Below are 19,563 nucleotides of genomic sequence, written 5' to 3'. Positions count from 1 at the left end.
TACTCCGATTCGTCGTGGCGCTGCCGCCGAGGGGCTCGACGCGGGACCGGTCACCCGGTCCGCGCGCCGGCTAGGCCAGCAGGTTGAGCAGCACGGTCAGGCCGACCGACAGGACGAGGGAGAGCAGGATCATGCCCAGGCACCCCCGGCCGCCGCCGAGCGGCCGGACGTCGACACCGCGTCCGATCCTCATGCGGACCTCCGCACGGCCCGGGGGGTCAGTTGCCGTGCTCGTCGTAGAAGTCGCGGCTGCCGGACTTCGCCAGGCCACGGGCGACCATGTAGCCGATGGTGAGGAAGGTGATGTACCGCAGCGCCTGCTCGGCGCCGAACGGGTCCTCGCCGCCACCCTCGCCGTTGCCGACGACGAGCGCGGTGATCACGACGGCCAGCACCGCGGCGACGTAGAGGTACAGCTCGGTGGTCTTCGTCGACGCCTTCGTCTCGGTGCTCAGACGACGGTCGTGGGTGGTGTTGCGGGCGGTGTTCGCCACGGGGTTCTCCTGGTGTGTCGGGTGAGCTCGCCGCACGGTGCGCGGCAGCAGCCGGGACGCGCGAGCGCCCCAGGCTGCGATGGTCGGGTGGAGACGGTGGGCGACGTGCGTGATGCCCCGCGGCCGGGAGTCCGTGACTGCGGGACCCCGCGCTGCCAGCGCTCTCCACACACCTGTCTACGGGAGGTCGGGGCACTCCGCCACCCGAGACGGGCCCTGACGCCCGGTGTGAGGCACGGCACGGCAGCGCCGCGAGCTGCTCGGCGCCCCGGGTCACCCCGTGCGGCGCCCACCCCGCGCCTCCAGGACGACGGCGCCCAGCGCGGCACCGGCGGCGAGGGCCGCGCCCGCGAGCCGCACCCCGTCCGAGCGCCGCAGCCGGGCGAGGAGCAGCGGGTTGGCGCCCTGCAGCGCCAGCCGCCGGTGGGTGGGGGCGGCCACGAGGGCGGTGGAGACGGCGGCGGCCGCGCTCCCGGTCACGGCCACCGCCGCCAGGCCGGTCCGGGGGCCGGCCACCACGACGCGCAGGCACGCGGCGCCGAGGAGGCCGTACACCGGGGCGACCACCGCGGTGATGCGGCGCGAGTGCGCGGCATGGGCCGTGCCCCAGCGGTCGGGCGGCACCTCGGCCAGGGCCGGGTACACCACCGCGGTCACCACCGCCTGGAACCCCAGGTGCAGGGCGGTCGCGGCCAGCAGGCCACCGGGAGCTGTCAGGGTCACGCCGCCTCCTCGCGCCAGGTCCTCGTCGCCAGGTGCCGATCGGACCACGGCCCGAGGCGCCGCGCGACCGTGCTCCGTGCTCCGTGCTCCGTGCTCCGTGCTCCGTGCCCCGTGCCGCGCGGTCGCCCACGCCCGCCGGTGGGGCTCCTCCCCGGGTGCGGCCCCGCTGCGGCTCGCGCAGGATCACGGCATGAGCGACGTCGAGCAGGTCACCGACCCGATCGCCTTCCACGCCGAGGGGCCGGTCTGGTCGCCGTCGTGGGGCGGGCTGCGCTGGGTCGACATGCTGGCCGGCGACCTGCTGACCCTGCGCGCCGACGGGTCGGTCGACCGGCTGCACGTCGGGCAGGTCGCCGCCTTCGTCCGGCCAAGGGTCGGCGGCGGGTACGTCGTGGGGGTGGAGCGCGGCCTGGCGCTCGCCGACGGGCCCGACGACGTCCCGCGGCACCTGCCGGCGCTGTGGACCGACCCCGGCGTGCGGATGAACGAGGGCGCGTGCGACCCGCAGGGCCGCGTCTACGCCGGCTCGATGGCCTACGACAAGGCCGAGGGTGCGGCCACGCTGTACCGGGTCGACCCGGACGGGTCCGTCACGACCGTGCTCGGCTCGGTGACCATCTCCAACGGCCTCGACTTCAGCCCCGACGGCACGCTGGCGTACTACAACGACTCCGGTGCGGGCAGCACGGACGTCTTCGACGTCGTCGACGGCGAGCTCGTCCGGCGGCGGGTGTTCCGCGAGGGTGACGGCGGCACGCCGGACGGGCTCACGGTCGACTCGGCGGGCAACGTCTGGACGGCGATCAACGGCGCAGGGCTCGTCCGCTGCCTCTCCCCCGGCGGGGAGCTGCTCGCCGAGGTGGAGCTCCCGGTGCGCGGTGCGACCGCGTGCACCCTGGGCGGGGACGACCAGCGCGACCTGTACGTCACGACCTCGCGCGAAGGCCTGGAGGACCCGGAGCCCGAGGCCGGGTCCGTGCTGCGGCTGCGCGTGGACGTGCCGGGCAAGCCCGTGCTGCCGTTCGCCGGCTGAGAGGCGGACGCCGCGGGGCGGGTGCGCTCAGCACTCCGGCAGCGGCGCCGGCTCGCGGGTGAGGTCGGCGCGGAGCCACATGCGGGTGCCGCAGACCTCGGTCACCACGCGGTACCGGCGCTCGACGACGGCGCGCAGCCGCCCGCCGGAGTCGATGCCCCAGGAGTCGAGCGGGTTGACCTGCACGACCCAGGCCGGCGCGGCGCCGCCGGCGAGCGTGGACCGGAGCAGGTCCTGCTCGGGGTCCAGGGTGCGCATGGGCACGCTCCACAGGTACGGGTACGGGGACGGCAGGTCGGCCGCCTCGAGGATGGACGCGTGCCCGTAGGCGACCACGGCGCTGTCCCCCGGTGCGGCCGTGGCCCCCAGCCACTGGCCCGCACGCTGCTGGAACCACACGTCCGGGACCGTCGCGTAGACCACCGCCATCCCGATCGACCCGACCGCAGCGGTGGTCGCCAGCACGCCGACCCAGGCCCGCATCCGGCGTCCGGCGCGTCCGGCGGTGGGCGCGACGACGGCGACCGCGACCACGACCGCGGGCGCGAGCTGGACGCCGTACGAGGGCCAGTAGCTGCCCCCGGCCACGATGGCGACCAGCGCGTACCCGAGCAGCGCGGTGATCACCAGGTGCTCGGGCGGCAGGCCCCCCGGACGGCGCACGCCGGTCCTGGCCGCCGGTGGTCCCGGGCGCCACGGCACGGTCGCCCCGGCGCGCAGCGCCCCCCACCACGCGGCGATGCACCCCAGCACCCCGCTGACCAGCCCGAGCCCGACGAGCTGGAGGGCCCGGGTCAGGGTCGCCCGCTGCTCGGAGGACCAGATCACGTCCAGTGCCTGGGCGCGCAGCCCGACGAGGTCCCGCCACACGCCCGCGGGGTCCGCCCCGGACGCCACGACGACCGCCGCGCAGCCGACGACCGGCACCAGCACCCCGGCCCCTGCTGCGGCCACCACCGCGGCGCCGCGGCGGCGCGCCGGTGCGGGCGCCCGGGCGACCAGCACGGCGACGATCGCCAGCACGACCAGTCCCTCCAGGGCGCTCTGCTTGACCAGCGGGGCCGCCCCGGCCGCGACGCCGGCCGCGGCCGCCCACCACCGTCGCCGTGCGGGCGTCGCGTCACGGGCCACGAGGGCGAGCGCGAGGGCGACGAGCGCCAGCACGGCGGCGAACAGCTCACCCTCCGCCTGGTCGGCCGCCAGGGCCGGGGAGCACACCGCCGCGGCTGCGGCGCCGGCGGCCCACCGCGCCCCGGACCGGCCGCCGAGCCGGCGTCCGGCCTGCGCCCCGGCCACGACGAACACCACGGACGCCGCGACCGCGAGCACCCGGATCGCCCCGTCCCACGGCACGGTGGCCGCGAGCCGGAAGAGCGCCAGGAGCACCGGCGGCCGGTCGACGAGGTAGTCGCCGTAGAGCAGCGGCCCGCCGGTGCGCCACTGCCGGGCCACGAGCAGGTACCCGCCCTCGTCGTTGCGCAGCGGCTGCAGCACGTAGGACACCCGCACGAGCGCGACCAGCAGGCACAGCCGGGCCAGGGATCGACGGTCCGGCGAGGCCCCCGCCTCCGCGCCCGGCACGAGCACGCCCGGGCGGGTCCCGGCGCCGGCGCCCCCGCCCCCTCCCGCGCCGGTGCCTCCGCCTGTGCCCGTGCCGCTGCCGCGCGCCGCCCTCGGCTGCGCTGCCGGGTCCGACCGCCCGTGAGCCGTCACAGACCCGATCCAAGCGCGACCGCGCCCGGGTGCCTAGCACCGGGCCGTCCCGCGTGGCGGTGCCGCCGGCGCACGGAGGGCACCGGGAGGGCACGGGAGGGCACGCCAGCGCGTCGGAGGGCACGGCAGCGCGCACGCCCCCGGCCGCGCCGTCAGGATGACCCCGTGCCCCTCACCACCCCGTACACGCTCGTCCCCACACCGCCGCGCCGGCGCGCGCTCGACGCCCTGGCGACGCGTCTGCCGCGGGTCGGCCTGGACGGCGTCCTGGCGGACCTGGACCGGGCGGCCGAGCCGTGCGACGTCCCCGGCAGGGCGGCCGGGCGCGGGTTCACCTGGGCCCCGGAGGACCGCGACGACACGTCGTGGACGCCTCAGGGCCTCGCCTGCCTGCGCTCGGGGGACGTCGTCCTGGTCGCCTGGTACGCGCGCCGGCGCCTCGGCGTGGCCACCCGCGGGTCCCGCCTCACGGTGGTCGACCGGCGGGACCCCGAGCAACCGCGCTACGGACACGTCCTGCTCACCACCCCGCGACGCCTGCCCGGCGCGCCCACCCTGGGTCGGGTCGGCGTGCACGCGGGCGGCATCGCGGTCGTGGGCGACCTGCTGTACGTCGCGGACACCCTCGGCGGGGTGCGGGTGTTCCGGCTCGCCGACGTCGTCGCGGTCCCCCGCCGCCGCCTGGACGCCGCCCTGCCGTGGCGCGGGGCAGGCACCCGCACGCTCGGCCGGCGCCTGACCGGTGGCTACACCGCCCTCGGCCACGACCACGTGCTGCCCGAGCTCATGCGGCTGCGGGCGGGGGTGCGCGCCGGGCTGCGCCGCCTGCGCTGGTCGTTCCTGTCGGTCGGTGAGCTGGACGGCCGCCCGTGCCTGGTCGCCGGCGAGTACGGCCGCAAGGGCTCGACGCCGCGGCTCGCCGTGTACGCGCTGGACCCCCGGACCGGCCTGCCTGCTGTCGACCCGGACGGGCGCTGCCGTCCGGTCGAGGTGCACGAGGACCAGCCGCCCCGCATGCAGGGCGCGGCGGTGGCGGGATCCACCTGGTACCTGACCGCCAGCACCGGCGAGGGCAATCCCGGGGACCTCCACGTCGGCACGCCCGGCCACCTGCGGCGGCACCGTGGCGTGCTGCCGACCGGGCCGGAGGACGTGGACTGGGCCCGCCCCGGTGAGGAGCTGTGGTGCCAGACCGAGTGGCCGGGGCGCCGCTGGGTGTTCCCGATCGACGTGCGCCGGTGGCCCGGGCCCCCCGGCGCCGACGAGGCCGACGGCGGCGCGGACGCGGCCGGTGCCGGCCACGCACACCCCGCCGGCTCGGCCGGGGGCGGCTAGGTCGACCGTCCGGTCAGGTCCGCGCGTCGTCAGGGCGCGCTGCGGTGGGTGCCGCTCCCGTCCGTGCCGCGCGTCGTACGGGGAGCTCGCCTCCCACGGCGAACGTCGCCGTCGACCCAGCACGGCGAGCATCGACCCGGGAGCGGCGCCTCGCCCGCCCGGCTCAGACCCCGGCGGGCCGGCTGCCGCTCGACGTGCCGGCCGCGAGCCGCTCGGAGATCCTCGAGTCCCGGGTGCCGTCGGCCGCGCTCGCCCCGCCGGTGAACGCGCCGTGGTACTGCCGCGCCGGGTGCGTGTCCTCGGCGAGCACCCGGCCCGGCCCGAACAGGTTCTCGCGCAGCGTGGTCCCCTCGTACTCGGTGCGGGCACGCCCGCGGCGCTGGAGCTCGGGGACGACCAGGTCGACGAGGTCCTCGAACGTCCCGGGCGTGATGGCGTAGGCGAAGTTGAAGCCGTCGATCCCGCCCTCGTCGACCCACCGCTCGAGCTGGTCCGCGACCGTCTGCGCCGACCCGACGACGACCGGACCCATCCCGCCGACGCTGCGCTGCTCGACGATGTCGACGGGCGTCCACCGCCGCTCACGGTCGACGTTCGCCAGCGAGGCCAGCACCGAGCGCAGGCTGTCGTTCTCCAGCTCGACGAGCGGCTGGTCGGGGTCGTACTGGGAGAAGTCGACCCCGGTCCAGCCGCCGTACAGCGCGAGGGCGCCCTCCGCGGACGCGTAGGACAGGTAGTCGGCGAACTTCGCCTGCGCCGCCTCGTCGGTCTCCGCGGTGACGACGGTGACGAGCACGAAGATCTTCACCGAGTCCCGCGAGCGGCCGTTCCGCTCGGCGCGGTCGCGGACGTCGTCGCTGATCGTGCGGGCCTGCTCGATGGTGGCGGGGCTGATGAAGATCCCCTCGCCGTGCTTCGCGGCGAACTCCCGCCCGCGCGGCGAGGCGCCCGCCTGGAAGATGACCGGCGTGCGCTGCGGGCTCGGCTCGGTGAGGTGGATGCCGGGGACGCTGTAGTACTCGCCCCGGTGCCCGATCGGGTGCACCTTGGCGGGGTCGGTGAAGACGCCGCGCTCCTTGTCGCGGACGACGGCGTCGTCGTCCCACGACCCCTCCCACAGCTTGTAGGTGACGTCGAGGAACTCGTCGGCGAGGTCGTAGCGCTCGTCGTGGCCGAGCTGCTTGTCGAAGCCCAGGTTGATCGCGGCGCTGTTGAGGTAGCCGGTCACCACGTTCCAGGCGACGCGGCCGCCGGTCAGGTGGTCCAGCGTGGAGAGCTTGCGGGCCAGCGCGTACGGCTGCTCGTAGGTGAGCGCGCTGGTGACGCCGAACCCGAGGTGCTCCGTCACCGCCGCCATGGCCGGGACCTGCATGAACGGGTCGTTGACCGGCACCTGCACCGCGTCGGTGAGCGAGGCGGCCACCGTGCCGCGGTACACGTCGTACACCCCGACGACGTCGGCGATGAACAGGGAGTCGAACTTCCCGCGCTCGAGCAGCCGGGCCAGGCTCGTCCAGTAGTCCAGGGTGTTGTAGCGCCAGGCCTGGCTGTCCGGGTGCCGCCAGGTGCCGGCCGACTGGTGGGTCACGCAGGTCATGTCGAAGGCGTTCAGGACGATCCGCTGGGGCATGGGTCGGGCTCCTTCGGGGCAGCTCGGGGCTGGACCCTCGAGCGGGGCGACCCGCGGGCGCGTCCCTCGCCCGGAGGGTGCCCGGTGCGTGGTTACCCGCGCGGGTGCGCGGGTCAGGTCCTCACCCGGAGCACCCCCACGCGAGGAGGGGTTGCCGTCCAGCAAGCCGGGGCTGCGCGCTGGAGCTCGTGACCTCCGGCGAACCTAGGCCGTCTCGACAGGCGGGTCAACGACGTCCGGATGACGGACCAGCAGCGGCCGGTGCACGGCCGGCGACGAGGGCGTCGACGACGCCGTCGGCGTGCGGCCGTGGCACGGCGGGCGGCGGGGGCGGCGGCGACGCCGGCCGTGACCTGCCGGCCGTGACCCGGCGGGCGGCGAGCACGAGCCCGACGACCCCCAGCAGCCACGTGCCGCCCGCCGTGGCGAGCGCCACCCGGTAGTCGGAGAGCGGCGCCGCCACGCCGGCGCCCCCGCGGGCGTCGAGCACCAGCCCCACGGCGGACATCGTCAGCAGCGCGCCGACGAACGCCCCGGCGTTCGCGACGCCGGTCGCCGTCCCCATCCGCTCACGGGGGTTGTGCGCACGGGCGACGTCCAGCCCGACCAGCGACGTCGGCCCGCCGACCGCGATCACCGCCATGAACAGGGCCAGCGCCCACAGGGGCAGCGGCCGGGGCGGCAGCAGCAGCCCCGCCCACGCGAGCCCGATGGCTGCGGCGACCACGCCGACGACAGCCAGCCGGCGCTCGGGCCGGCGTCCGGTCAGGTGCCCGATCGGGGGCCCGGCGACCAGGGCCACCACGGCCGTGAGGCTCAGCAGCGAGCTGACCTCCGCGGGTGAGCGGCCCTCCGCCGAGCGCAGGAACGGGGACGCCCACAGCAGGACCATCGCGTTGATGGAGGACCCGCCGACGAAGTGGACCCAGAACCCGAGCCACGTCCCCGGCTCGCGCAGCACCGCGCCGAGCGCCCGCCGCGTCCGCGGGCGCACCGGGGCCGGGGCGGCAGCGACGCCCGGCGCCGGTGAGCCGGCCGCGCCGCGGCGCCGGTCCGGCCCCGGCGCGTCCCGCACGACGACGGCGACGGCGGCGCCCACGACGACGCCCACGACCGCCGCCGTCACGAACGCGGTCGGCCAGCCGCCGCCGTGCAGCACCGGGACGAGCGCGACGGCCGCCAGGACCTGCCCCGACATCCCCACGACCCCGGTGACCTGGGTGAGCAGCGGCACCCGGCGCAGGGGGAACCAGGCCGGCAGCAGCCGGATGACCGAGACGAACGTCAGGGCGTCACCGGTGCCGATGAGCACCCGGGCGACCAGGGCCAGCCGGACGTCGGACGCCAGGGCCATCACGAGCTGACCGATGCCCATCAGCACGGCGCCGGACGCGATGAGCCGCCGCGGCCCCAGGCGGTCCAGCAGCAGCCCCACCGGGACCTGCAGCCCCGCGTAGACGACGAGCTGCACGACGACGAACGTGGCCAGGCCGGCCGCCCCGGCCCCGAACCGCTCGGACGCCTCCAGCCCGGCGACCCCGAGGGACGAGCGGTGCAGGACGGCCACCGCGTAGGCCGCGGCCGCCGTCCCCCACACCAGCCCGGCGCGCCGCCGTCCAGCGGTGCGGTCGACGGCCGGGTCCGAGAGGGTCACGGTGCACCAGTGTCCCGCGTCCCGGTGCGTGCCACGGACCGGGACCGGCGTGACGTGCGCCGCCCCGCCCGCGGGTCACGGGGCTACGGCGCCTCGTCCGGGCGGGTCGCCAGCGTGGCGCCCACCTCCCTCGACTCGTCGTCGCGGGCCACGGTGAGCGTGACGTCGTCGCCGCTGGCGTGCTGGCGGATGAAGCCGGTGAGGGACTCCCCGCCCGTGACGAAGTCGCCGTCGACGGCGATGATGACGTCGCCCGGCCTCAGTCCCGCCTCGGCGGCGGGCGTCCCGGGCTCGACCGAGGTGATCTGCGCGCCGGAGCGCGCTTCGCCGTCCACCCGCGCGACCCCGTCCCCGAGGCCGACGCCGAGGTAGGCGTGCTCCGCGACGCCGTCCTCGATGAGCTGGTCGGCGATGAGCTGGACCTGGTTGCTCGGGATCGCGAAGCCGAGGCCGATGCTGCCCGCGACCCCGCCGGCGCCGCTGGGCATCGACGCGATCGAGCTGTTGATCCCGATCACCCGTCCCCGGGCGTCGAACAGCGGGCCGCCGGAGTTGCCGGGGTTGATCGGCGCGTCCACCTGGATCGCGTTGGTGACCACGGGCACCACCTGCTGCCCGGGCGTCTGCGCCCTCTCGGTGGTCGAGACCGGACGGTCCAGGGCGGAGACGATGCCGGTCGTGACGGTGTGGCTGAGGCCGAGGGGGTTGCCGATCGCCGCGACCGGGTCGCCGACCTGGACGTCCTCGGAGTTGCCGAGGGTCGCGGCCACCAGGTCGTCCGGCGGGTCGTCGAGCGTGATGACGGCCAGGTCCGTGGGCTGGTCGGTACCGACGATGCTGGCGGGGAACATGCGCCCGTCCGACAGCGTCACCACGATGCCGCCCCGAGCGGCCCCGCCGACGACGTGGTGGTTGGTCACGATCCGACCGTCCGTGGTGACGATGACGCCCGACCCCGCGCCGCTGCCGGCCTGCGTGCGCACGTCGATGGCGACGACGCTCGGGCCGACCGTGTCGGCGAGGTCCACCCAGTCGGGCACCTCCGCCGTCGAGGAAACCACCGGGTCGGTGTTCGGCTGAGGCTCGTCGGCGTCGCGCTCGGCCACCTGGACGGTCCCCCCGTCGTCGTCGGCCGGGTCGTCGTCCAGCGTCTGCGCGAGGCCGAGGGTGGCGGCGGACGCGAGCAGCGCGGCGCCCGCGGCGGTGCCCACCAGTGCGGGCCACGTGGGCCGCCGACGGTCGCGCCCGGGACGCGGGCCGGGTGCGCCGCTCGGCGCGGGTGGCTGCCCGGCGGGCTGCCCCGGCTGCTGCCCGGCGGGCTGCCCCGGCTGCTGCCCGACGTGCTGCCCCGGGTACGACGTGGGGTACGGCCCCGGCTGCGGCCCGCCCTGCGGCGGGGTCGGGGGGGTGGAGCCGTGCGGTGCCGGCGGGGGGTAGGCCCGGTACCGGTCGTCGTCGCTCATGGTGCCCTTCGCTCCGAGGTCCTGTGCCCTCCAGTAGAACCGGGTCGACGCCCCCTCGCCTGCCGACGGCTCCGCCGGCCCGAGCCGTCGCCCGTCCGTCGTCCCTCGGTCTCCGGCGCCGGCCGTCGCGCTCCCGCCGCGCGTCCTGCCGACCTCAGTCGTCCTGGTCGGGGTCGTGTGCGGACCCGGTGAGCCACGCCCGGTAGAGGTCCGCGCTGACGGCCAGGGCCTGGCGGGCGCCGGACGGGATGCTCAGGCCCGACCACCCGCCGTGGATCGCGTCGAACGGCAGCGGGTCCAGCGCCGCCAGCAGGCGGTCCAGGTAGCGCTCCGGCACGGGCAGCAGCATGGGGTAGCTGCGCATGAACGACACCCGTCGGTGCCCGGGCAGGACCATCACCGTGTCGCCGACGAGCAGGGCGCCCGCTCCCCCGGCCGCGGCGGCGACGTGCAGCACCGCGCTGCCCGCGAAGTGCCCGCCGCACCGCACCAGGGTCACCCCCGGCGCCACCTCGACCCGGTCGTCCCACAGGTGCACCGCGTCGTCCGGCCGCAGCACCCAGGCGGCGTCACGGCGGGGGACCCACACCGGCGCGCCTCGTCCGTCCGGCCCGGGGAACCGCCGGCTCCACTCGATCTGCACCCCGCACAGGTGCGGGTGGCTGCGCGCGACGCCGAGGAGGCCGCCGGCGTCCCGGACGCCGTCGACCGCCGCGTCGTCGAGGAAGCCCGGCGGGTCCCACAGCACCGCACCGGCCGGGGTCGTCACGAGCAGCCCGCGGTGCCCGATGCCGACGGCCGGCTCGACGGTGAGCTGCCGGATCCCGGGCTCGACGTCGGCCCAGACCGTCCGGTGCCCCTCCGCGGCCAGCTCCGCGAGCGACGTCCATCGCTGCCCGTCGTGCGGGACGTACTGGCGGTCGTCGGTGCAGATGCGGCAGTCGGCCGGTGGGACGGGTGCGGGCGGGTACTGGTTCGCGCACGTGCAACAGATCCAGGCGGTGTCCTCGGCCGGCGCCATCGCCGCTCCCCTCGTCGTCGTCCGCTGCCCACCGCACCAAGGACGAGGGCCGCGCGTCAATGCCCGCCACCGTGCGGTCGCGCGGCGGCACACTGGGACGGTGATCCGTCGCAGGGCCGTGGTCCACGGCAGCGTCCAGGGTGTCGGTTTCCGCTGGTCGTGCGCCCGCGAGGCGCAGCGGCTGGGCGTGGACGGGTGGGTGCGCAACCGCGCCGACGGCACCGTCGAGGCCCTGGTCGAGGGCGACCCCGAGGCGGTCCGGCAGCTGCTGGAGTGGCTGCACCACGGCCCCCGGTTCGCCGACGTGTCCGGGGTCGACGTCGTCGAGGAGGACGCGCCGCCCGGCCTCGCGGACCGGCCCGGCTTCCGCGTCGAGGACTGACCGACGCCCGCCGCCGGGACGGCGGCCACCGGCGGCGCCGGAGTAGTGTCCCGGGCGATGAAGCTGCTGCTGCCCGACTCCCTGCCGCTGTCCCCCGCCGTCCCCGACGGCGTGGACGTCGTCACCTACGACGCCGGCGCCCCCGTGCCGGACGAGCACCTCGACGCCGAGGCGCTGGTGGTCTGGGGCAGCGCCCAGGCCGACGTCGCCGCCGTCGCGGGCCGCATGCCCGCCCTGCGCTGGGTCCAGACGCTGTCCGCCGGACCGGACTCGGTGCTGGCGGCCGGGTTCGCGGACCACGTCGTCGTCACGTCCGGTGTGGGCCTGCACAGCGTGACGGTCACCGAGCACGCGCTCGCCCTGACCCTGGCGCTCGTCCGGCGCCTGCCCGCGGCCTCGCGGGCGCAGGCCGAGCACCGCTGGGCGCGCGAGCTGGGCGGTGTGCAGCCGCTGCACCCGCAGGGGCCGGTCACCACGCTGCTGGACGCGCGCGTCCTGGTGTGGGGCTTCGGCCAGATCGGCCAGACCCTGGCCGGTCTGCTGCGCGGCCTGGGCGCCCACGTGCGTGGGGTGGCGCGCAGCGCCGGCGACCGCGCCGGCTTCCCGGTGGTCGCCGAGGAGGACCTCGAGGCCGAGCTGCCCGGCACGGATGTGCTGGTGATGATCCTGCCCGCGGACGCCTCCACCGAGCGTGCCCTGGACGCGCCGCGCCTGGCCGCGCTGCCCGGGCACGCGTACGTCGTCAACGTCGGGCGCGGCACGACGGTGGACGAGGAGGCGCTGCACGCCGCGCTGAGCGCCGGCACGATCGCCGGCGCCGCGCTGGACGTGACCGCCGTCGAGCCGCTGCCCGCGGACTCGCCCCTGTGGGACGCGCCCAACCTGGTCCTGACGCCGCACGCGGCGGGCGGGCGCCCGGTCGGCGCCGACGAGCTCGTCGCGCACAACGTCGCCGCCCTCGTCGCCGGGCAGCCGCTGCACAACGTGGTCGAGCGCTAGGCACCGCCGTGGCGAGCGACGGCGGAGCCCGGCACGCCGTGCAGCCCGTCACCGTCACGACCACCCACGGGGACGCCCGCGCGCACGTGTGGCCCGCCGATGCGCCGGTCGGCGCGCTCGTGCTCGGGCACGGCGCCGGCGGCGGGGTGACGGCTCCGGACCTGACGGCCGCCGCCCGCGCGGCCGCCGACACCGGCCTGCGGGTCGTCCTGGTCGAGCAGCCCTACCGGGTCGCGGGTCGCCGGGCCCCGCCACGCGCACCCGTGCTGGACGCGGCCTGGACCGAGGTCGTCGCCGCGCTGCGCGCCGACGGGCCGGCCGGGCTGCCGCTCGTCGTCGGCGGGCGCTCCTCCGGGGCCCGGGTCGCGTGCCGGACGGCGGCCGGGACCGGTGCGGCGGGGGTGCTGTGCCTGGCGTTCCCGCTCCAGCCGGCTGCTCGAGCGGGTCGCGACCCCGCGCCCAGCCGCCTGCCCGAGCTCGACGCCGTCGACGTGCCGGTGCTGGTCGTGCAGGGCGACCGGGACCCCTTCGGGATGCCGCCGGCCGCGGCCCGGCGGGAGGTCGTCGTCCTGCCGGGCGACCACGCGCTGCGCCGGGAGACGGCCGCACTCGGCGCGGCCGTCCGGGGCTGGCTCAGGTCGCTGCCGGGTCTTGTGGAGCCCGTGGCGCGCCGCTAACGTACAACAATATGGTTGTACGTGAGGTGCTCGACGCCGACGCCGCCGACCGGGTGTTCGGCGCCCTCGCGGACCCGACCCGTCGCGACATCGTCAGCCGGGTGCTGGACCGCCCGGCGTCGGTCACCGCGCTCGCGGAGCGGTACGCCATGTCGTTCGCCGCCGTCCAGCGCCACGTCGCCGTCCTGGAGCGGGCGGGGCTGGTGACCAAGGAGGCGCACGGCCGCGAACGGCTCGTCCGGGGCGACGTCGCCCGGCTCCGGGCCGCCTCGCAGGTGCTGGACCGGTACGAGCAGGTCTGGCGCCACCGGGTCCGGCGGATGGACGAGATGCTCACCGAACCGCAGCCCCCACCCGCGACGGCGCCGCCCGGGCCCGCCCCCCGACGCCGATCGCCCTCGCACCCCCGTCCGCAGTCCCAGCCGCACCAGGAGGACACGCCATGACCGTCGTCAGCACCCAGCAGGACACCGAGCGCCTCACCCTCACGATCGTCGCCGAGCTCGCCGCCGCGCCCGAGCGGGTGTGGGACCTGTGGGCGGACCCGCGTCAGCTCGAGCGCTGGTGGGGTCCGCCGACGTGGCCGGCGACCTTCGTCGAGCACGACCTGGTCCCCGGCGGCCGGTCGCACTACGTCATGACCGGGCCGGACGGCGAGCAGGCGCACGGCTGGTGGGAGGTCCTGGAGGTGGACCCCCCGAGGGGCCTGCGGTTCCGGGACGGGTTCGCCGACGAGACCGGCGCACCGAACCCCGAGCTGCCGACCACGACGGGTCGGGTCGAGCTGGTGGGCTCGGCGGACGGCACCCGGATGACGGTGACGACCGAGTTCGGCACGGCGGAGCACATGGAGCAGCTCGCGGCCATGGGCATGGTCGAGGGCATGACGAGCGCGATGGGGCAGATGGACGGCCTGCTCGTGCCGGCCTGACCGCTGCCGCACCCGCCGGACCGGCGGGCCATGGGCGTCACCGGCGGGTCACGGGCGTGCGTCACCGGCGGGCCACGGGCGTGCGTCACCGGCGGGGCACGGGCGGGCGTCACCGGCGCCCGCCGGCCCGGCCGGTCCCGCGCTCAGGCCAGCTCGAGCCGCATCAGCCAGCGGCTGCGGTGCCCGCTGTGCGCGGTCGTCGGTGCCGCCCGGTGGAAGCCGGCGTCCTCGAACAGCTCCACCGAGCCGACGTAGCCCGCCACGACGTCGACCCGGGTGCCGCCGGTCTCCACCGGGTAGCCCTCGACCACCTGGGCACCGTGGTCGCGGGCATGGTCGACCGCCCCGGCGAGCAGCGCCCGCAGCAGCCCCTGACGCCGGTACGCGGGTCGGACCACGAAGCACACCACGCTCCACGGGTCCTGGTCGTCGAGGTGCGGGATCGTGCGGGAGTGCACCAGCCGCCGGTAGGTGCTGCGCGGGGCGACCGAGCACCAGCCCGCGACGTCCCCGTCCACGTACGCCAGCACGCCCGGCCCGGGCTCCTCGGCGCACAGGTCCGCCATGACGGCGGGCCGCTCGAGGTTCGTCACGCGCGGGTCGCGGTAGGACAGGCACCAGCACGCGCCGACGTCGGGCCGCCTGGGTCCCACCACCCGCGCGACGTCCTCGAACCGCCCCGCAGCGCCTCTGACCTGGACGACCACGTCCCCTCCTCCGCCGACGGCCGACGCATGCCGACCGGGGTGTCAGCCGGCCCCCTCGATCTCGAGGAAGGCGCCGTCGTCGTCGTGCCTGATCCGCGCGGAGCCGGCCCAGCCCGCGAAGGCGCCGGTGCCGGAGCCCGGCACGACGTGACCGAACCAGGTGGCGGGGTCGGACTCCAGACCGCCGTGCTGGACGACGACCGAGCCGTCGTCGCCGTCGTCCGTGCGACCGGTGATCCGCTCGGTGGCGACGTACGAGCGCGCGCCCTCCTGCGTCCCGGCGGACATGAACAGGGTCGTGGCGGTGCCGGTGATGCCGGACGTGAACGTCTTGGCGAAGACGAGAAGCCCCACCCAGTCGACGTCGAGGTCGGCCGCCCGGGTCGGCTGGGCGCCGTCCACCGTGAATCGCGCGATCAGGGTCATGGGAGTCACCTTCCGCCGTCGGGTGAGCCCATGATGGCGCGGGGGTCCGACACGGACGGCGCAACGGATCCCCCGACGGCGGCACGGGTCCTCAGCGCGGACCGTCCCCGGCCGATCGTGCGGTCACCGCACCGAGGGGACGGGTCGGGTCGTCCGCACCGCCCTGGAGCCCCGCGCCTGGAGGAGATCCGTTGTCCGCACTCACCGCTCGTGAGGTCCGTGCCGCCCGCTTCACCGCGACGACGCTCCGCGAGGGGTACGACGTCGCGCAGGTCGACGCCCTGCTCGAGCGCGTCGCCACCTCCCTGGACGACCTGGCCGCCGGGCGCGTGGACCCGCACACCCTGACCGCGGAGGAGGTGCTCGACGCCAGGTTCCCGGCGACGAGGTTCCGCGACGGCTACGACCAGAACCAGGTGGACGACTTCCTGGACGCGGCGATCCTGGCCCTGAGGGCCGGGCACGCCGCCGTCGAGGCGGCCGGCCGACCGCCGGTCGGCGCGGCAGGTGCCGGCGCCCAGGTGCATGCGGGCGCAGCGCTCGTCCGGGCGGGCCGGGCGCAGCTGGCACCTGTGCCCCGGGCCGCGGGCTACGCGGTCCCCGAGGTCGACGAGCTCCTGGACGAGCTGACCCGGGAGCTGGAGCGCCGCGCGCGGGGCGAGGTCCCGCGCACGACCGCCCATGACGTCCGCTCGACGCGCCTCACCACGACGTGGTGGCGCCCCGGCTACCCCCGGTCGGCCGTCGACGCGCTCCTGGACCGGGGCGCCGCCGCGCTGGGTGCCTGACCGGCTCCGGCGCGGTGACCCGTCGTTGACGCGTCGGCCGGCCCACGGGAGGCTCGGGGGGAGCCAAGTGCCCGGAGGTCGCCGTGGTCGCGCGTCGCTGCCGAGTGGGACGTCATGCGTGGCAGGAGCGCGTCGTCACCGACGCCGGAGGCCCGAAGCGGCTGTACCGGCGGTGCACGCGGTGCGGCGCCGAACGGACCCGCTTCCTGGCGCCGGCCCCGGGGACCGGCCCTGACCCCGCCGACCGGACCACCCCCGGGGTCCCCACCTGGTGAACGAACGGCGCCACCACCCGATCGGGTCGGTGCGGGGACGGCGACGAGCCCGTGACGCCGCGCCCGTCTACGGTCCCTCCATGGACCACCGGCGCGCCGCCCTCGGGTGCGTGCCCGCCACCCCCTCGCCGGTGGCGGGGACGTGACCTGGCGGCGGGCGGGCCGGCAGCTCGTCGCCCTAGTCGGCGCCGCCGTCGTCGTGTCCGCCCTCGGCACCGGGTTCCTGCTGCTGCTCGGCCGGGACCCGTCCGCGGCGGTCGGGTCGGCGGCCACGGCCGGCGTCGGCTGCGCCGTCGCGGCTGCCGCCGCGACGCTGGTCGTCCCGGGCCGGGAGCGGGCCGATCGCGCGCGCGGCGTCGTCGCGGGCTACCTCCGCGCAGGCCCGGGAGCCCACCCGCGCGTCCCGGACCGCTGGTTCGGCACCGAGGTGCGCCCGGTCCCGGGCCTGCTCACCGTGATGCCCCTGCACGGGCCGTCGGCGGTGCCCTTCGACCTGGAGGTGCGCGCCGCCACCGACGCCGGGCGGCCGCCCCGTGGTCGCCCGGTCCTGGTCGGGGGCCTGCGCGTGGTCGAGCTGACGACGCCGTCCGGCGTCGTCGAGCTGGCCACGTCGCGCGGCAACGTCGACTGGCTGCTGGACGCCGTCGACCGCGGGAGCGCGCGCCCGCAGTAGGCGCCGGCACCCACCGGCACGACGTCGCCTACGCCCCGATGGTCACCCAGGCGCCGCCGAGCGAGACCGCGAGGAGGACCGCCTCGGCCGGCCAGCCCGCGAGGACCTGCGCGCGGCGGGTCACCGTCGGCAGGTCCGCCGTCGAGCGTCGCCAGTGGAACGCCCCCGACATCAGGGCGAAGGCCACCAGACCGACGAACACCCAGGGCGGCGGTTCGTACCTCGTCACGTCGTCCACCCACGCGAACAGCACGACGACGCCGACCATGAGCGGGTAGGCGAGGAACAGCCAGCCGGTGAAGGCGCGCCCGTGGACCTCGTCCGGAGGGATCCGCGGGCTCGTCGTCCAGAAGGACCGCCACTCCTGCCAGGAGCGCCTGCGCTGCCCTCGGGCCGCCTCGTACGGCAGGACCGCCGTCGCCAGCGCCGTGCCGACGACGCTCATCCACCTGCTGCCGTCACGACGCAGGACCTCCGGCGTCGCCGCCTCGTGGGACGTCCCGGCCCGACGGCGTCTCCTCTCGCCGCGACGGCGTGCGTTCCTCCCCACCACCCCATCCTCCCGCACGATCGACCACCGTCACGGAGGGCTCGCAGGCCGGACCGGCGCCCTGGCGGCGGACCAGCCGCGCGTGCCGGGCGGCGCGGCACGCACGGTCCGACGCGGATCGACGGTGCACCGGCGCCGTGGCCGTGCGAACCTGGACGCCGGCACGACGGCACGGGTGCCGCCACGACGGAGGGTGACCCACGTGCGCGAGGTCCTCCCGGACCCGGCGCGTCGTCGGTGGAGCCGCCGGTGCCGGAAGGGGCGCGATGACCAGCAGCGAGGCCGAGGCGGTGAGCAGCGACGCCGACCTGATCGCCGCTGCCCGCGCGGGCCGGCAGGACGCGTTCGCCGCCCTGTACGAGCGGCACGCGGTCGCCGCGCGTGCCGTCGCCCGGCAGTACTCCCGCTCGGCCGCCGACGCCGAGGACGCCGTCGCCGACGCCTTCGAGAAGGTCCTCGCGGCGCTGCGGTCCGGCGGCGGGCCGGACGTCGCGTTCCGGCCGTACCTGTTCACCGTGGTGCGCCGGGTCGCGATGCGTCGCGTCCAGACCCAGCGACGCACCGCTCCCACCGACGACGTCGAGCTCGAGCTGGCGAGCCCGCCGGTGGAGTCCACCGAGGAGCCCGCACTCGCGAGGTTCGAGCGCGAGGTCGTGCTCAAGGCGTACGGGTCGCTGCCCGAACGCTGGCAGGCCGTGCTCTGGTACACCGAGGTCGAGGGCCTGCGACCGGCGGACGTCGCCCCGGTGCTGGGCCTGTCGGCGAACGGCGTCGCCGCGCTCGCCTACCGCGCCCGCGAGGGCCTGCGCCAGGCCTACCTCAGCAAGCACGTGGCCCCGCTCGTCGACGAGCAGTGCGCCTGGGTCGGCGACCGGTTGGGCGCGTACGTCCGGGGCGGACTCCGCGCGCGCGAGACGGCGTCCGTCGAGGACCACGTCGCGGGCTGCGACCGCTGCCGTGCCCTCGTCGTGGAGCTCGGGGACGTCAACCACGGGCTCCACTCGGTCATCGCGCCGCTGGTGCTCGGGGTCGCCGCGATCGAGGCGGTCCGGGGCCTGGGCTTCGGCGGTGCCGCCGCGGCCGGCATGGCGGGTGCCGCGGGCACGGCGGGAACCGCGGGCCTCGGCGGCTCGGGCGGTGCGCTCACCGCGGGTGGCGCGCCGGCGGCGGCCGGCGGGGGCGTCGCCACGGGCGCCGGCTCGGCCGGCGCGGTGGGCGGCACCGCCGGTTCGACCGCTGCTGCGTCGTCCGGCTCCGCGGGGCTCGCCGCGGGGACCACCGCGGCGGGAAGCACCGCCGCCGGGACGACGGCGGCAGGCACGACGGCGGCCGGTGCCGCTGCGACGGGCGCGACGACGACCGGCGCCGCGGTGACGGGCGCGACGACAGGCGCGGCGTTGGCGGGTGCGACCGGGGCGACGGCCGCCGGAGCGGGCGCCGCCGGCGCGACCGCCGCCGGCGCCGTGGGCGCGACGGCGGTCGGCGCCGCGGCCGCGGGCGCGACAGCCGTGGGTGCGACCGCGGCGGGCGCGGCGTCCGCCGGTGTGCTCGCGAGTGCCGGTGTGGCCACCGGGCTGGCCGCCGTGGCCGCGAGCGCCCCGGTCGGCGCGATCGTCGCCGGCGTCACCGGCGTCCTGGTCGCCACCGCCGTCGGGGTCGGCGCCGTGACGGGCGGCAGCCCCTCCCCGGCGCCGGACGAGGGCAACGACCGCGGCACCGTCTCGAGCCCCGCGCCGCCGGCGCCCGCCGACCGCTCCGGCACCGACGCCGGCACCGGGGTGGACGGCGTCGGCCCGGCCGACCTCCCCGCGCTCGGCCCGGAGTCCGGCTCCCGCGGTCCGTCGGGCGACGGGCCGTCGGGTGACCGGACGCCACCCGGGCAGGACGACAGCGGCTCGTCGGACGGCAGCCCGGCGTCGGACGACGACGCAGCGACGGGTGGCGGGACAGGGTCGAGCTCCGGGCCCGGGTCCGGCGGTTCCGGGTCCGGGTCAGGGACCGGCTCGGGGGACGACGGCGGCGTGCTGCCCGTCGACCCGCCGGGCAACGGCAACGGCCCCCCTGTCGACCCGCCCGGCAACGGCAACGG

21 protein-coding genes and 1 riboswitch are annotated in these 19,563 nt (G+C 77.3%); of the genes, 10 read left to right on the top strand and 11 right to left on the bottom strand.

What is annotated here, in order from left to right; genetic code table 11:
- Positions 1–70: 70 nt before the first annotated feature.
- From CAE01nite_RS18710 to CAE01nite_RS04575, 3 genes are all read right to left on the bottom strand, one after another.
- Positions 71–193, bottom strand: coding sequence for a hypothetical protein (locus CAE01nite_RS18710; protein WP_281285553.1), 123 nt, complete (start codon positions 191–193; stop codon positions 71–73).
- A gap of 25 nt (positions 194–218) precedes the next feature.
- A complete protein-coding gene (locus CAE01nite_RS04580) occupies positions 219–494 on the bottom strand; it encodes a hypothetical protein (RefSeq protein WP_146900646.1) in 276 nt (91 codons plus the stop codon).
- A 273-nt stretch (positions 495–767) separates the two neighbouring features.
- A complete protein-coding gene (locus CAE01nite_RS04575; RefSeq protein WP_222595818.1) occupies positions 768–1,217 on the bottom strand; it encodes a hypothetical protein in 450 nt (149 codons plus the stop codon).
- A gap of 190 nt (positions 1,218–1,407) precedes the next feature.
- Here CAE01nite_RS04575 and CAE01nite_RS04570 point away from each other — a divergent pair, with 190 nt between their 5' ends.
- Positions 1,408–2,250: an SMP-30/gluconolactonase/LRE family protein gene (locus tag CAE01nite_RS04570; RefSeq protein ID WP_146900643.1), complete on the top strand. Its 843-nt coding sequence runs from the start codon at positions 1,408–1,410 to the stop codon at positions 2,248–2,250.
- A 27-nt stretch (positions 2,251–2,277) separates the two neighbouring features.
- Here CAE01nite_RS04570 and CAE01nite_RS04565 read toward each other — a convergent pair whose 3' ends face one another.
- The gene (locus CAE01nite_RS04565; protein WP_146900641.1) at positions 2,278–3,837 is read right to left on the bottom strand and encodes a glycosyltransferase family 39 protein; all 1,560 of its coding nucleotides are present in this window, start codon (positions 3,835–3,837) and stop codon (positions 2,278–2,280) included.
- Positions 3,838–4,128: 291 nt separating this feature from the next.
- On the opposite strand from CAE01nite_RS04565, the gene CAE01nite_RS04560 reads away from it, so the two are divergent.
- The gene (locus CAE01nite_RS04560; protein ID WP_146900639.1) at positions 4,129–5,298 is read left to right on the top strand and encodes an LVIVD repeat-containing protein; all 1,170 of its coding nucleotides are present in this window, start codon (positions 4,129–4,131) and stop codon (positions 5,296–5,298) included.
- A 163-nt stretch (positions 5,299–5,461) separates the two neighbouring features.
- On the opposite strand, the gene CAE01nite_RS04555 is transcribed toward CAE01nite_RS04560, so the two are convergent.
- From CAE01nite_RS04555 to CAE01nite_RS04540, 4 genes are all read right to left on the bottom strand, one after another.
- On the bottom strand, positions 5,462–6,928 hold the full coding sequence (locus tag CAE01nite_RS04555; RefSeq protein ID WP_146900638.1) for an LLM class flavin-dependent oxidoreductase: 1,467 nt from the start codon (positions 6,926–6,928) through the stop codon (positions 5,462–5,464).
- Positions 6,929–7,011: 83 nt separating this feature from the next.
- Positions 7,012–7,122: riboswitch (SAM riboswitch) on the bottom strand.
- Between the two features lie 32 nt (positions 7,123–7,154).
- Positions 7,155–8,582: an MFS transporter gene (locus CAE01nite_RS04550; protein ID WP_146900635.1), complete on the bottom strand. Its 1,428-nt coding sequence runs from the start codon at positions 8,580–8,582 to the stop codon at positions 7,155–7,157.
- 83 nt (positions 8,583–8,665) lie between these two features.
- Positions 8,666–10,045: a S1C family serine protease gene (locus CAE01nite_RS04545; RefSeq protein WP_222595817.1), complete on the bottom strand. Its 1,380-nt coding sequence runs from the start codon at positions 10,043–10,045 to the stop codon at positions 8,666–8,668.
- A gap of 154 nt (positions 10,046–10,199) precedes the next feature.
- Positions 10,200–11,066: an MBL fold metallo-hydrolase gene (locus CAE01nite_RS04540; protein ID WP_146900631.1), complete on the bottom strand. Its 867-nt coding sequence runs from the start codon at positions 11,064–11,066 to the stop codon at positions 10,200–10,202.
- A gap of 100 nt (positions 11,067–11,166) precedes the next feature.
- Between CAE01nite_RS04540 and CAE01nite_RS18455 the strand changes: the two genes are divergently transcribed.
- From CAE01nite_RS18455 to CAE01nite_RS04515, 5 genes are read left to right on the top strand one after another with little or no spacing between them, the layout of a single operon-like run.
- Positions 11,167–11,448, top strand: coding sequence for an acylphosphatase (locus CAE01nite_RS18455; protein WP_246131006.1), 282 nt, complete (start codon positions 11,167–11,169; stop codon positions 11,446–11,448).
- Between the two features lie 57 nt (positions 11,449–11,505).
- On the top strand, positions 11,506–12,447 hold the full coding sequence (locus tag CAE01nite_RS04530; RefSeq protein ID WP_146900626.1) for a phosphoglycerate dehydrogenase: 942 nt from the start codon (positions 11,506–11,508) through the stop codon (positions 12,445–12,447).
- A 38-nt stretch (positions 12,448–12,485) separates the two neighbouring features.
- Entirely contained in the window at positions 12,486–13,124 is a 639-nt protein-coding gene (locus CAE01nite_RS04525; protein ID WP_146900623.1) for an alpha/beta hydrolase family protein, read from the top strand.
- Between the two features lie 11 nt (positions 13,125–13,135).
- Positions 13,136–13,570, top strand: a complete 435-nt coding sequence (locus CAE01nite_RS04520; RefSeq protein ID WP_146900621.1) for an ArsR/SmtB family transcription factor — start codon at positions 13,136–13,138, stop codon at positions 13,568–13,570.
- Positions 13,567–14,055, top strand: a complete 489-nt coding sequence (locus CAE01nite_RS04515) for an SRPBCC family protein (protein ID WP_146900619.1) — start codon at positions 13,567–13,569, stop codon at positions 14,053–14,055. Before CAE01nite_RS04520 ends, CAE01nite_RS04515 begins: the two co-directional genes overlap by 4 nt.
- 143 nt (positions 14,056–14,198) lie before the next feature.
- Here the strand turns inward: CAE01nite_RS04515 and CAE01nite_RS04510 are convergent, their stop codons facing one another.
- Together CAE01nite_RS04510 and CAE01nite_RS04505 are read right to left on the bottom strand one after the other, a co-directional pair.
- Complete coding sequence (locus CAE01nite_RS04510; RefSeq protein ID WP_146900616.1) at positions 14,199–14,762, bottom strand: GNAT family N-acetyltransferase; 564 nt, start codon at positions 14,760–14,762, stop codon at positions 14,199–14,201.
- A gap of 42 nt (positions 14,763–14,804) precedes the next feature.
- Positions 14,805–15,188: a DUF3224 domain-containing protein gene (locus CAE01nite_RS04505; RefSeq protein ID WP_246131005.1), complete on the bottom strand. Its 384-nt coding sequence runs from the start codon at positions 15,186–15,188 to the stop codon at positions 14,805–14,807.
- Between the two features lie 191 nt (positions 15,189–15,379).
- Here CAE01nite_RS04505 and CAE01nite_RS04500 point away from each other — a divergent pair, with 191 nt between their 5' ends.
- Positions 15,380–15,976, top strand: coding sequence for a DivIVA domain-containing protein (locus tag CAE01nite_RS04500; RefSeq protein ID WP_146900610.1), 597 nt, complete (start codon positions 15,380–15,382; stop codon positions 15,974–15,976).
- Between the two features lie 417 nt (positions 15,977–16,393).
- Positions 16,394–16,924 (top strand): hypothetical protein, encoded by a 531-nt coding sequence (locus CAE01nite_RS04495; RefSeq protein ID WP_146900607.1) that lies wholly within the window; start codon positions 16,394–16,396, stop codon positions 16,922–16,924.
- Between the two features lie 28 nt (positions 16,925–16,952).
- Here CAE01nite_RS04495 and CAE01nite_RS04490 read toward each other — a convergent pair whose 3' ends face one another.
- Complete coding sequence (locus tag CAE01nite_RS04490) at positions 16,953–17,369, bottom strand: hypothetical protein (protein WP_146900604.1); 417 nt, start codon at positions 17,367–17,369, stop codon at positions 16,953–16,955.
- 371 nt (positions 17,370–17,740) lie between these two features.
- Between CAE01nite_RS04490 and CAE01nite_RS04485 the strand changes: the two genes are divergently transcribed.
- Positions 17,741–19,563, top strand: a 1,823-nt coding sequence (locus CAE01nite_RS04485; protein WP_146900601.1) for a sigma-70 family RNA polymerase sigma factor, incomplete at its 3' end; no start/stop codon positions are given.

The organism is Cellulomonas aerilata (assembly GCF_007991755.1).
Taxonomy (GTDB): Bacteria; Actinomycetota; Actinomycetes; order Actinomycetales; family Cellulomonadaceae; genus Pengzhenrongella; species Pengzhenrongella aerilata.
The sequence above is the reverse complement of the archived record's forward strand: the minus strand, read 5'-3'. Positions and strand labels throughout refer to the sequence as shown.